The following is a 12,050-nucleotide window of genomic DNA, read 5'->3' as shown; positions in this document are numbered from 1 at the left end:
CGGGCTGTGATGGGCGCCGAGCGCGTGGTGTTCGTGCACGGCAGCGGTCCCTTCGGTGCCGCGGCGTGGCCCCGGCAGCACGGCCTGTCCATCGACTTCGACTGCCTGTACGTCCGCCGGCACGGGTTCTCGGCCACCGAGGAGCCCGCCGCCACCGATCATGACCGGGACCAGGAGATCGTCGCCGACGCCCTGGGCGGTGGGGGACACGTCGTCGCCCATGCCCAGGGCGCCGTGGCGGCCATGATGCTCGCCGTCGAGCGTCCCGACCTGGTGCGCTCGCTCACCCTGGTGGAGCCGGCGTGCTTCTCCCTCACGGCGGAGCTCCCGGCGACGGCGGCGCACATCGCGCTGATGAAGCCCCTCTTCGCGGAGCGCCATGCGATGTCCGACGACGACGTCCTCCGTGCCTTCGCGCGGCAGGTCGTCGACGACGATGCTCGGACGCCCGCCACGGCCGAGGCCCAACGCGACGCCGCGAGGCTCCGTCTCCAGAGCCCTCCCTGGGAGGCACCGCTGGCCATCGTCCCCGGCGTGCCGACCCTGGTGCTGACCGGAGGGTGGGAACCCCTGTACGAGGAGGTCGCCGAGTACCTCGCCGGCACCGGCGCGATCCACCGGGTAGCACCCGGCGGACACCGGCCGCACGACACCGCCGAGGGGGATGCGCTCATCCGGTCCTTCCTGCGCGCCGGGCGGCACCAGGCCGCCGCATGAGGACCGTCGCCGGACCGTCCCGTGGTGCCTGACGGACCCGGGTTCCTGCATCTCACCGGGACGGTGCTGCTGTCGCCGACGTGGACGGTGCCGGACGTCTACGTGCAGGAGGGCCGCTTCACCTTCCGGCGTCCGTCCGGCCGTCCGCTCCGGACCATCGAGGGGTGGGTGCTGCCCGGCCTGGTGGACGCGCACTGCCATGTCGGCCTCGACCGGCGCGGACGGGTGCCCGACGAGCTGGCGGAGCAGCAGGCCCTGCAGGACCGCGATGCGGGCACGCTGCTCATCCGCGATGCGGGCGTCGTCAACGACACGCGGTGGGTGCAGGACCGCGCGGACCTGCCGCGCCTGGTGCGCGCGGGCCGGCATGTGGCACGGACGCACCGCTACTTCCGCGACTACGCCGTCGAGGTGGAGCCCGCGGACCTGGCCGGGGCCGTCGCGGAGCAGGCGCGGCGCGGCGACGGGTGGGTCAAGATCGTGGGGGACTGGATCGACCGCTCCCTCGGCGACCTCGCCCCCGCCTTCCCTCCCGAGGCCCTGAAGGACGCCGTCGACGCCGCGCACGCGGAGGGTGCCCGGGTGACGGCCCACTGCTTCGCGGCAGAGACACTCGACAGCATGCTCGACGCCGGGATCGACTGCATCGAGCACGCCACCGGCATGCTCCCGCGCCACGTCCCCCGGTTCGTGGAGCAGGGCGTGGCCATCGTCCCCACGCTGATCAACATCGACACCTTCCCTGCCATCGCCGACGGCGCCGCCGGCAAGTACCCCGACTACGCGGCGCACATGCGCCGGTTGTGGGGCGGGCGTGAGGCGATGGTCCGGCGGGCGTACGACGCCGGGATCGCCGTCTATGCGGGCACCGACGCCGGCAGCGTCATCGCCCACGGCCGGCTCCCGGACGAGGTGACGGCACTGGCCGCTGCGGGCCTCGGCCCGGCCGCGGCCCTCGACGCGGCCTGCTGGTCCGCCCGCGCCTGGCTGGGCTTCCCGGCGATCGAGGAGGGTGCGAGCGCCGACGCCGTCGTCTGCGCGGCAGATCCGCGCCTCGACGTGGGTACCCTCGCCTCCCTCCGGGCCGTGGTGCTGCGCGGAGAGGTCATGGCGAGAACACCGCCGGAATAAGTTGAAGCTTCAATGAGTTGGACGGGGGGAGACCTTCTACTCCGAGGAGCCGACATGCCCGTGCAGGACCTGCTGCCCACCGACACCGCCATGGGACCGCTGACGCTCAAGGTCGGCGACCTGGCCGGACTGGCCCGCTACTACACGGCCGCGCTGCGCCTGGAGGTGATCGATGACGGGACGGACGCCGTCGTCCTCGGACGGCGGGGGAGCGCCGTCCTCCGCCTCGAATCGGCCCCCCATCTGCACCTGCCCCAGCGTGGCGACGCCGGCCTCTTCCACACCGCCCTCCTCTTCGCGGACCGCGCGGACCTGGCCGCCGCCGTCGCCTCCGCCGCGCGGCAACCCCTCAGTGCCTACGTGGGCAGCGCCGACCACCTCGTGAGCGAGGCGTTCTACTTCACCGACCCCGAGGGGAACGGCATCGAACTGTACGTCGACCGGCCCAGGGACAGCTGGAACTGGACGAGCGACGGGCGTGGCACCCGCTCGGTGGTGATGGACAACCTCCCCCTGCCCCCGCGGGACTACATCGAGCGGCACCTCACCGAGGACGCCGTGTCACAGGCGGAGTCCAGGGCGGCCGGCGTGGGCCACGTCCACCTGCAGGTCGGCGACGTCGGGACGGCCCAGAACTTCTACGTGGACGTCCTCGGTTTCGAGCGCACGGCGGGATGGCACGACCAGGCCCTGTTCGTCTCCGCCGGCGGGTACCACCACCACATGGCGATGAACGTCTGGAACAGCAGGGGCGCAGGGCCGCGGAAGGACACCCTCGGCCTCGGGGAGGTCCTCATCCGGGTACCGTCGGAGGACGAGGTCGGGGCACTGGCGGACCGCCTGGCCCATGCGGGCGTCGCGAACCACCACACGGGGGCCGAACTGCGTTTCGAGGACCCCTGGCGGAACCGGCTGAGGGTCGCCGTCGACGCCGCGCCGGGCGGAATCGCCTAAAGAACGGCCGTCTGGCACAATGGTTCCGTACTCGATCCGTGCAGCCCCTCTCTCTGCGCGTGCATTGTGTCCTTTGAACCCTCATGAATGGCCCGCCCCACGGGAGCAGGATGACGGGTTCGCCCCTTTTCATTTACAAGGAGTGACCACACAAGTGGCCGTAAAGATTCGCCTCAAGCGCATGGGCAAGATCCGCGCACCGTTCTACCGCGTCGTCGTCATGGACTCACGCTCCAAGCGTGATGGCCGTGCCCTCGAAGAGATCGGCAAGTACAACCCCACCGAGGAGCCCTCGTTCATCGAGATCAACTCCGAGCGTGCGCAGTACTGGCTCGGTGTCGGCGCGCAGCCCACCGAGCAGGTCTCCGTCCTGCTCAAGATCACCGGTGACTGGCAGAAGTTCAAGGGACTCAAGGGCCAGGAAGGCACCCTGAGGACCAAGGCCGCCAAGGAGGCGTTCGTCGCCCCCGAGAAGGGCTCCGTGATCGTCCCCGAGGCCATCACCCCGAAGGCGAAGAAGAACGACGACGCCGCCGCGGAAGCCACCGAGGCAGAGTAACTTGCTGGCCGAAGCTCTGGAGCATCTCGTCCGCGGCATCGTCGACAACCCTGACGACGTCAGGGTCTCCGCGAAGACCAACCGCCGCGGCGAGACGCTCGAGGTCCGCGTGCACCAGGAGGACCTCGGTCGCGTGATCGGCCGCCAGGGGCGCACCGCCCGCGCCCTGCGCACCGTGGTGTCTGCCCTCGCGGACGGCGAGCCCGTGCGGGTCGATGTCGTCGACACCGACCGCCGCCGGGACTGACCGGCCCCGAGCTTCACGGCACACAGCATGCTGAACGGCCCCACCACCAGGACCTGGTGGTGGGGCCGTTTCCGTCCACCCATGCAGTACCCAGGTAGTACCCATGTATCAGCCAGACAAAGCAGGAGCACCACGATGGACGTACTCGTAGCCAGGATCGGGAAGCCCCACGGCATCCGTGGAGAGGTGACGGTGCAGCTCTTCACCGACGCCCCCGAGGACCGCTTCGAGCCGGGCGGGACCTTCCGCGTGGAGGGCGCCGCCGTCACCGAACTCACGGTCGTCAAGGCGCGGTGGAACAAGGACATCCTGATCGTCGGCTTCGAGCAGGTGGCGGACCGGAACCAGGCCGAGACCCTGCGCGGCGCCCAGCTCTTCGTCGACACCGCCGGTGCCCAGGAGAACGACGACGACGCCTGGTACGAGCACGAGCTCGTCGGCCTCGATGCCCGTGTCGACGGGACGTCCGTGGGCAAGGTCACCGCCCTGCGTACCATGGCGGTCCAGGACCTCCTCGTCGTCGAACTCGCCGACGGCCACGAAGCGCTGGTGCCGTTCGTCACGTCGATCGTGCCCGAGGTGGACCCGGAGGCCGGTTTCCTGACCATCGTGCCGCCGGCAGGCCTCTTCGACCTCAACACCCCGGGCTCCAACCAGGCGCCCGACGACGGCGACGACGTCGCGCGCGACCCGGCCGCCGACTCGCCCCACCCTGCGCCGGGCCGGACACGCGACTAGTGCGCATCGACGTCGTCTCCATCTTCCCGGAGTACCTCGCCGCTCTCGACCTGTCCCTCATCGGGAAGGCGCGCCAGGACGGCGTGCTGGACGTGCGGATCCACGACCTGCGCGCGTTCACGACCGACAGGCACCGTACGGTCGACGACACCCCCTACGGCGGAGGCGCCGGCATGGTCATGAAGCCCGAACCCTGGGCGCAGGCGCTCGAAGCGGTCCGGTCCGAGGCTCCTGCCGGCTCCCGGCCCGTCCTCATCGTGCCGTCCCCGGCCGGCGCCGTGTTCGACCAGGCGATGGCCCATGAGCTCGCCGAGGTGGACCACCTCGTCTTCGCGTGCGGCCGGTACGAGGGCATCGACGAACGCGCGGTGGACTGGGCCCGCGAGGAGTTCGACGTCCGGCCCGTGTCACTCGGCGACTACGTCCTCAACGGCGGGGAAGTGGCGGTGCTCGCCATGGTCGAGGCCGTCGCGCGGCTCATCCCCGGCGTCGTCGGCAACCCGGAATCCCTCGTGGAGGAATCCCACGCGGACGGCCTGCTCGAGTACCCCGTGTACACCAAACCGTCGTCCTGGCGCGGCCGCGACGTCCCCGAGGTGCTGCTGAGCGGCAACCACGCGAAGATCGCACAGTGGCGGCGGCTCGAGCAGTTCCAGCGCACCGCCGACCGGCGGCCCGACCTCCTCGGCCGGGTGGATGTCGCCGCCCTCGGGAAGGCCGACCTCACGGCGCTGCGCGCGGCGGGTTTCGACGTCGTCGACGGCAGGCTCACGAGACCGCAGCATTAACGGTTGGCGTCCGCGCTGTGGAATAATCGTGCTTTGTGTCCACTGGGCCGGACCCTGCCACAGGGGGCGTGCGGCCAACAGTTCAACACACCGACCACCGAATCATCGGATCGGCCGGAAAACCTACTTCGGCGGTATCGCCCGGGCCGTGCGCCCTGTCCTTGACCGCCGTGACCAACGTGGATGACCTGTGGCGTCCACCAGGAGCATGACCATGCATATTCTCGACTCAGTCGACGCCGGATCCTTCCGCGACAACGTCCCCGACTTCCGCGCCGGCGACACCGTCAACGTCCACGTCAACATCATCGAAGGCAAGAACACCCGTGTTCAGATCTTCAAGGGCTTCGTCGTCGGCCGCCAGGGCGACGGCATCCGCGAGACCTTCACGGTCCGCAAGGTGAGCTTCGGTGTCGGCGTGGAGCGTACGTTCCCCGTCCACAGCCCGGTCCTCGACAGGATCGAAGTTGTCTCCAAGGGCGACGTGCGCCGCGCCAAGCTGTACTACATGCGCGAACTGCGCGGCAAGGCAGCAAAGATCAAGGAGAAGCGCGACCCCAAGACGGTCAAGTAACCTCCTCTGGTGCATGAAACGCCCGCTCCCCGGTCCCCGGCCGGAGGGCAACCGAAACGCCGGCCCCGCTCTGTGGGCTGGCGTTTCGTGTTCTCCGCCGTGCTGGTCGCCGTCCTGGTCACCGGACTCGTGCGCGGCTTCCTCCTGGACGTCTACTTCATCCCGTCCGCGTCCATGGAACCCCTGCTCACCGAGGGCGACCGCGTGCTCGTGGAGAAGCTCGCGGATTCGGACGTCCGGCGCGGCGACGTCGTCGTGTTCGACGGCCGCGGGTCCTTCGACCCCATCACGGACCCGCGGAGCCTTCCCGAGCAGGTCCTCGCCGGCGCGGGGCAATGGCTCGGGCTGGCGGGCAGCGACACCACGTACGTCAAGCGCGTGATCGGGGTCGGCGGGGACCACGTGGTGTGCTGCAGCGGGGACGGATCACTGACGGTGAACGGGGACACCCTCGAGGAGCCGTACGTCCATCAGGGCGACGCCGCCAGCACCACGAGGTTCGACGTCGTCGTCCCCGAGGGGCGGCTCTGGCTCCTCGGCGACCACCGGTCGGCGTCGATGGACTCGCGGTCCCTGCTCGGCGCACCCGGCGGGGGGCTCGTCGCCGAGGATCGGATCATCGGGCGGGCCTTTCAGCTAGTCTGGCCACTGGACCGGTCCGGCCCGATCGACCGACCGTCCGGCTGACGTCCCGGTGGCCAGGTCGCCCGTCGGAGGCCGTTCCCCGCACCGGCGGCCGCCGGTCATCACGAGTACAGAGGAAACTGTTCACATGGCACGGAGCTTCCGCAGGAAGTCCTCTTCGCGGGCCGAGGCCCCTGCACCACCGGCATCCGGTCCCGACGCACCGTCCGCGGACGGTGCCGTGCCCGACGCCCCCCGGGAGCGGCAGCGCGGCGGCAAGGACCGCGATCGCGGCTTCGGCGCGTGGCTGAAGGAGATCGGCACGATCATCGTGATCGCGCTGGTGCTCTCGTTCCTCATCAAGACGTTCCTCTTCCGGGCGTTCTTCATCCCCTCCGGCTCCATGGAGGAGACCCTGGAGATCGACGACCGCATCTTCGTCAACCAGCTGGTGCCGCAGCCCTTCGACCTGCAGCGCGGGGACATCGTCGTCTTCAGCGACACCGGGAACTGGCTCCCCGCCCAGGCCGACGCGCAGGTCAGCTGGTTCAAGGAAGCGCTCATCTTCATCGGGCTCGCCCCCGACGAGTCCCAGCAGCACCTGGTGAAGCGCGTCATCGGGCTGCCGGGCGACCACGTCGTCTGCTGCGACGCCCAGGGCCGCCTCACCGTCAACGGTGAGCCGCTCGACGAGCCCTACCTGTACCCGGGCGCCAACCCCTCCGACCTGCCGTTCGACGTCGTCGTACCCGACGGCAGGCTCTGGGTGATGGGGGATCACCGCAACGCCTCCGCGGACTCGCGGGCCAACCAGGACAAGACCGGCGCGGGCTTCGTGGCGATCGACGACGTCGAGGGCAAGGCCGCGGTCATCGCCTGGCCGCTGAGCCGCCTCGGCTTCCTCCCCACGCCCTCGGACGTGTTCGAGGGCGTGCCCGATCCCCAGCCCGGCGCGCAGCCCACCCCTTCACCCTCGGGGCCATGACGGCCCTGCGCAGGAAGCGCTCCACCGCCCCGACCCTGAGCGTCGAGAAGTCCTTCGCCTCCGCGGGTCACCGCTACGTGGCCGGATGCGACGAGGTGGGCAGGGGGGCCCTCGCCGGACCCGTGTCGGTGGGCATCGTCGTCGTCGACCTCGGCGCGCCCGCCCCGCTGCGGGGGGTGCGGGACAGCAAGCTGCTCCCTCCGGCGGAGCGCGAGGCGCTGGTGCCCCGCATCCGCCGCTGGTCCGTCGCGTCCGCCGTCGGCCATGCCTCCGCGGCCGAGATCGACGCCCTGGGACTGATGTCCGCGCTGCGCGCGGCCGGGAGCAGGGCATGGGCCTCCGTCCTCGACACCGTGACCCCCGACGTCGTCATCCTCGACGGCAACCACGACTGGCTGTCCGCGCGGTCCCAGGGGGTGCTCTTCGGGACGGACGACGGCGAGTACGCCGCGGTCGAGCAGGTGGATCCGGCCGGCTGTACAGCCCCGGTGCACACGCGGATCAAGGCCGACCTGAAGTGCCTGAGCGTCGCGGCGGCCAGCGTGCTCGCGAAGGTGGAGCGCGATGCCCTGATGGTGTCCCTCGCCGCCGATCATCCGGACTTCGGGTGGGACGTGAACAAGGGCTACGCGACGGAGAGCCACCGTGCGGCCATCGACTCGGCCGGGCCGAGTGAGTACCACCGAAGGACCTGGCGTCTGGGAAGCCTGGAGCGGCCCGACGCAGCCCGTATGGAAAGTGGAGGATGATGATCGAATGAGTGCCGAGGATCTTGAGAACTACGAAACCGACATGGAGCTCCAGCTCTACCGCGAGTACCGCGATGTGGTGGGGCTGTTCAGCTATGTCGTGGAGACGGAGCGCCGGTTCTACCTGGCGAACCACGTGGACCTCCAGGCGCGCTCGGCCGACGGTGAGGTCTACTTCGACCTGACGCTGCAGGACGCCTGGGTGTGGGACGTGTACCGCTCGGCCCGCTTCGTGAAGAACGTCCGGGTGATCACCTTCAAGGACGTCAACGTCGAGGAGCTCGCCAAGTCGGACGACATCGCCCTGCCCAAGGACGGCACGCTGGGCAACTGACGCCCGCCGCGGGTCCTGACGGCGTCAGGACCCGTCGTCCTCCCCGCCTCCGTGCGGGAAGGCGTCCTCGGCATCGAGCGGCACGTCGGCGGCCTGCTCCAGGCGGTCGGCCTCCGAGCCGCCCGTCCCTTCGCCAGCGATCCCCACACCCTCCGGGGGAGCCCCGGCCTCGAGCGGTGTGTCCTGTTCCTGCCGATCGGCCTCCGAGCCTCCCGTTCCGCTGCCGGCCGGAGCCCTGGTCCCCGCCCCGGCGTCCTGGGCCGGGGTCCGTTGCTCCTGGAGGTCCGCTTCGCTCCCACCGGGCACGACGTTCCTCTGCTCTGACACGGTGTCCTCCATCCGTCGTCGGGCGCGGCCGCCGGCCGGCTGCCGCTGCACCCCCACGCTAGGCCGACGCGCGGCCGTCCGCCAGTGTTCCGACCGCCGAGGGGGGACGGCGTCACCCGGTTGTCCACATAGCCGCCTGCCGCAGCTCCGGGACTCCCTCCCTCGACGAGCCTTGGGGACGGAGGTGACAGCCATGGTGGCGAAGGATCAATTGGGGCGTCGAGGGGAAGCGGTAGCCGCCGCCTTCCTGGAGCGGGCCGGTCTGACGATCGTCGACCGGAACTGGAGATGCCCGGCGGGGGAGATCGACCTCGTGGCGGTGGACGGGTCCACCCTCGTGATCGTGGAGGTCAAGACGCGCAGCTCGGACGACTTCGGGCAGCCCCTCGAGGCCATCACGGCCACCAAGCTCGAGAGGCTCTACCGGCTCGCCTCGCAGTGGGCCCGCGCGCACCACCTGCGGTTCAGCGGCTTCCGCATCGACGCCGTCGGCGTGCTCGACGACGGCACGGGAGCGCCGCGTATCGAACACGTGCGGGCCGTGATCTGATGGCGCTCGGACGGACCTACGCCGTGTCCCTGGTCGGCATGAACGGGCACGTCGTCGAGGTCGAGGCGGACATCGGGCAGACCCTGCCTGCGTTCGTGCTGCTCGGCCTCCCGGACGCGTCGCTCAACGAGGCCAAGGACCGGATCAGGGCCGCGGCCCGCAATGCCGGCGTGCCGCTCAGCCGCCGGAAGATCACGGTCAACCTCATCCCCGCATCCTTGCCGAAGCGCGGGTCGTCCTTCGATCTCGCCATCGTCATGTCGGCGCTGGCAGCGGCGGGGGACGTCCGTGGTGTCGGGTCCACGGTCTTCATCGCCGAACTGGGACTGGACGGGCAGCTCCGGCCGGTCCACGGGGTGCTGCCCGCCGTGATGGCTGCCGTGGAGGCCGGGCACCATCGCATCGTCGTCGCGGAGGAGAACGCGCCGGAGGCGGCTCTGGTCCCCGCCGCCGAGGTCGGGTCCTACCGCACGCTCGCCGAGGTGGCGCTGGCCTTCGGGGCGGATGCAGCGCGGGTCGCGCTTCCCGAACCCTCCGTCCGCAGTGAACCGGTCCTGCCGGTGGTCCGGTCCGGTCCCACCCGGGATCTCTCCGACATCGCGGGCCAGCACGAGGCCCGGTTCGCGCTGGAGATCGCTGCCGCAGGGGCGCACCACCTCCTGATGGTCGGACCACCCGGCGCCGGCAAGACGATGCTCGCGGAGCGACTGCCGGGCATCCTCCCGGATCTCGAGGACGACCACGCGATGGAGGTGACGGCGATCCACAGTCTGTCGGGCGAGCGGCACTGCACCGAGCTCGTGCGGAAGCCGCCCTTCGAGAGCCCGCACCACACGGCGACACCCGCCTCCATCATCGGGGGTGGCAGCGGCATCCCGAGGCCGGGGGCAGCATCCCGGGCGCATCGGGGCATCCTGTTCCTCGACGAGGCGCCGGAATACGAGAGGCGCGTCCTCGAGGCGCTGCGCGAGCCGCTGGAGAGCGGCAGGCTGGTCCTGCACCGGGCCTCCGGTACGGCGTCATACCCCGCCCGCTTCCAGCTCGTCCTGGCCCTGAACCCCTGCCCCTGCGGTCTAGCGAACGGCAAGGGGATCGACTGCCTGTGCACCGCGCAACAGCGCCGGAGATACTTCAACCGCCTCTCCGGGCCGCTGCTTGACCGCGTCGACCTGCAGTTGGCCGTCCAGCGTCTGAGTCTGGCCGACTACGTGGACGTACGGTCGCCGGAGACCTCCGCCGCTGTCGCCGGCAGGGTCGCCGAGGCGCGTGCCGCCCAACGGGAACGCCTCCTCCGATGGAACTACGCGACCAACGCGGAGGTCCAGGGCCGGATCCTCCGGGGTGAGCTGGCGCTCCCGCGGGCCGTCACGGCCTCGCTCGACCGGGCGCTGGACCGGAACCTCGTCAGTGCGCGCGGGTGGGACAGGGTCCTGCGCGTCGCGTGGACCATCGCGGACCTCGGCGGTCGCTCCCGTCCGGACGCGGACGACGTCGTCACCGCCCTCGGTTTCCGCCTGCAGGAGCGTGCCGCGTGAGTGGGGCGCAGCAGGATCTCCGTCTGGCCAGGGCTGCACTGTCACGACTGTTCGAACCCTCGGACACCGTCGGCCTGGCCCTGGTGTCGGTCGTCGGACCCCGGGATGCCCTGCGCATTGCCCGCCGCGAGACCGGGGTGGGTGTGGATGTCCACCGCCGGCTGGGCGAATCCCTGGACGTCCCGGACGGCGGACGCCGTCCCCTGGAGGACGGGCTGGAACGATGGGCGCCGCGCCTCCGCGACCTCGCACCCGAGAGGGATCTGGCGACCCTGGACCGGCTCGGCGGACGCCTCGTCGTGCCGGAGTCCGCCGACTGGCCGGCGGCGCTGGACGACCTGCAGCAGGCGGCACCGCTGTGCCTCTGGGTGCGGGGCCGGCACGAGATGCCGCCGTCCGCGCGTCTCGCCGCCCTGGTCGGGTCGCGGGACAGCACCGCCTACGGCTCCTTCGTCACCGCCGACCTGGCCTCGGGACTCGCCACCCGCGGCTACACCCTCGTCTCCGGCGGCGCCTACGGCATCGACGCTCAGGCGCACCGGGCCGCGCTCGCCACCACAGGGGGTGGGGACCACGCGGCCACGATCGCCATCCTGGCCTGCGGTATCGACCGGTACTATCCGGCCGGGAACGAGGACCTGCTGCGTGCGATCGCTGACCAGGGCGTCCTCGTCTCGGAAGTCCCGCCCGGCAGCTCCCCGACGCGTTGGCGGTTCCTCCAACGCAACCGGCTGATCGCGGCGCTCAGCGCGGTCACGGTCGTGGTCGAGGCGCGGTGGCGCTCGGGGGCACTCAACACGGCCCATCATGCCGCCGGGCTCGGCCGGCCGGTCGGAGCGGTACCGGGCTCCGTGCAGTCGGCGAACTCCGCAGGGTGCCACCGCCTGCTGAGGGACGGTACGGCGGTATGCGTCACGGACGCCGCCGACGTCGTCGAGCTCGCCGGCCCCCTCGGCGCCGAGCCGCTCGGCGACCGGGCTCGAGCCGACGCCGCTCCCGTCCTGGACCACGACGGCCTGACCATCCCGGACCTGCTGCTGCTGGACGGCCTCCCTGTGCGGGCGCCGACGACGGTGGACAGGCTGTCCGTCGTCGCGGGTCTCTCCACGCGGGAGGTCATCAGCGGACTCGCGCGACTCGAACTGGCAGGACTCGCCGTCAGGGCCGGTGGCGGGTGGTGCCGCCGGAGACCCTGACGCCCTCGCACTGCCGAACCCACCGGCGCGTGCCGCAGCCGA

16 protein-coding genes are annotated in these 12,050 nt (G+C 71.1%); 15 read left to right on the top strand and 1 reads right to left on the bottom strand.

Features of this window, described 5'->3' with window-relative positions:
- Nucleotides 1-9 precede the first annotated feature (9 nt).
- The 12 genes from AC4D2F_RS03560 to AC4D2F_RS03505 all read left to right on the top strand — a co-directional run bounded on the left by AC4D2F_RS03560 (nucleotide 10) and on the right by AC4D2F_RS03505 (nucleotide 8,400).
- Nucleotides 10-717, top strand: coding sequence for an alpha/beta fold hydrolase (locus AC4D2F_RS03560; protein ID WP_490910515.1), 708 nt, complete (start codon nucleotides 10-12; stop codon nucleotides 715-717).
- Between the two features lie 24 nt (nucleotides 718-741).
- A complete protein-coding gene (locus AC4D2F_RS03555) occupies nucleotides 742-1,848 on the top strand; it encodes an amidohydrolase family protein (RefSeq protein WP_490909505.1) in 1,107 nt (368 codons plus the stop codon).
- Nucleotides 1,849-1,902: 54 nt separating this feature from the next.
- A complete protein-coding gene (locus AC4D2F_RS03550; RefSeq protein WP_490909504.1) occupies nucleotides 1,903-2,802 on the top strand; it encodes a VOC family protein in 900 nt (299 codons plus the stop codon).
- 154 nt (nucleotides 2,803-2,956) lie between these two features.
- A complete protein-coding gene (rpsP, locus tag AC4D2F_RS03545; RefSeq protein ID WP_104165388.1) occupies nucleotides 2,957-3,361 on the top strand; it encodes a 30S ribosomal protein S16 in 405 nt (134 codons plus the stop codon).
- Nucleotide 3,362: 1 nt separating this feature from the next.
- Nucleotides 3,363-3,608: an RNA-binding protein gene (locus tag AC4D2F_RS03540; protein WP_104119805.1), complete on the top strand. Its 246-nt coding sequence runs from the start codon at nucleotides 3,363-3,365 to the stop codon at nucleotides 3,606-3,608.
- Between the two features lie 135 nt (nucleotides 3,609-3,743).
- Entirely contained in the window at nucleotides 3,744-4,346 is a 603-nt protein-coding gene (gene rimM, locus AC4D2F_RS03535; protein ID WP_490909503.1) for a ribosome maturation factor RimM, read from the top strand.
- A complete protein-coding gene (gene trmD, locus AC4D2F_RS03530; RefSeq protein ID WP_104165384.1) occupies nucleotides 4,346-5,134 on the top strand; it encodes a tRNA (guanosine(37)-N1)-methyltransferase TrmD in 789 nt (262 codons plus the stop codon). The genes rimM and trmD overlap by 1 nt, the downstream gene beginning before the upstream one ends.
- Nucleotides 5,135-5,348: 214 nt before the next feature.
- A complete protein-coding gene (rplS, locus tag AC4D2F_RS03525; protein WP_104166690.1) occupies nucleotides 5,349-5,708 on the top strand; it encodes a 50S ribosomal protein L19 in 360 nt (119 codons plus the stop codon).
- A gap of 9 nt (nucleotides 5,709-5,717) precedes the next feature.
- The gene (gene lepB / locus AC4D2F_RS03520; RefSeq protein WP_490909502.1) at nucleotides 5,718-6,395 is read left to right on the top strand and encodes a signal peptidase I; all 678 of its coding nucleotides are present in this window, start codon (nucleotides 5,718-5,720) and stop codon (nucleotides 6,393-6,395) included.
- 85 nt (nucleotides 6,396-6,480) lie between these two features.
- Nucleotides 6,481-7,317: a signal peptidase I gene (lepB, locus tag AC4D2F_RS03515; RefSeq protein ID WP_490909501.1), complete on the top strand. Its 837-nt coding sequence runs from the start codon at nucleotides 6,481-6,483 to the stop codon at nucleotides 7,315-7,317.
- Nucleotides 7,314-8,066 carry a ribonuclease HII gene (gene rnhB / locus AC4D2F_RS03510; protein WP_490909500.1) on the top strand — a complete coding sequence of 251 codons (753 nt, stop codon included), beginning with the start codon at nucleotides 7,314-7,316 and terminating at the stop codon, nucleotides 8,064-8,066. The genes lepB (AC4D2F_RS03515) and rnhB overlap by 4 nt, the downstream gene beginning before the upstream one ends.
- A 7-nt stretch (nucleotides 8,067-8,073) precedes the next feature.
- A complete protein-coding gene (locus tag AC4D2F_RS03505) occupies nucleotides 8,074-8,400 on the top strand; it encodes a DUF2469 domain-containing protein (RefSeq protein WP_043445771.1) in 327 nt (108 codons plus the stop codon).
- Between the two features lie 24 nt (nucleotides 8,401-8,424).
- Here the strand turns inward: AC4D2F_RS03505 and AC4D2F_RS03500 are convergent, their stop codons facing one another.
- Nucleotides 8,425-8,727 carry a hypothetical protein gene (locus AC4D2F_RS03500; protein ID WP_490909499.1) on the bottom strand — a complete coding sequence of 101 codons (303 nt, stop codon included), beginning with the start codon at nucleotides 8,725-8,727 and terminating at the stop codon, nucleotides 8,425-8,427.
- A gap of 184 nt (nucleotides 8,728-8,911) precedes the next feature.
- Here AC4D2F_RS03500 and AC4D2F_RS03495 point away from each other — a divergent pair, with 184 nt between their 5' ends.
- Genes AC4D2F_RS03495 through dprA form a run of 3 tightly spaced genes read left to right on the top strand, consistent with a single transcriptional unit; the run spans nucleotide 8,912 to nucleotide 12,008 of the window.
- On the top strand, nucleotides 8,912-9,277 hold the full coding sequence (locus AC4D2F_RS03495; protein ID WP_181033540.1) for a YraN family protein: 366 nt from the start codon (nucleotides 8,912-8,914) through the stop codon (nucleotides 9,275-9,277).
- Nucleotides 9,277-10,812 carry a YifB family Mg chelatase-like AAA ATPase gene (locus AC4D2F_RS03490; protein WP_490909498.1) on the top strand — a complete coding sequence of 512 codons (1,536 nt, stop codon included), beginning with the start codon at nucleotides 9,277-9,279 and terminating at the stop codon, nucleotides 10,810-10,812. The genes AC4D2F_RS03495 and AC4D2F_RS03490 overlap by 1 nt, the downstream gene beginning before the upstream one ends.
- Nucleotides 10,809-12,008 carry a DNA-processing protein DprA gene (gene dprA, locus AC4D2F_RS03485; RefSeq protein ID WP_490909497.1) on the top strand — a complete coding sequence of 400 codons (1,200 nt, stop codon included), beginning with the start codon at nucleotides 10,809-10,811 and terminating at the stop codon, nucleotides 12,006-12,008. The genes AC4D2F_RS03490 and dprA overlap by 4 nt, the downstream gene beginning before the upstream one ends.
- The last annotated feature ends 42 nt before the right edge of the window (nucleotides 12,009-12,050 follow it).

This window comes from Arthrobacter sp. TJ-263 (assembly GCF_058269155.1).
Note: the sequence above shows the minus strand (reverse complement) of the source record. Positions and strands in the feature narration are given on the sequence as shown.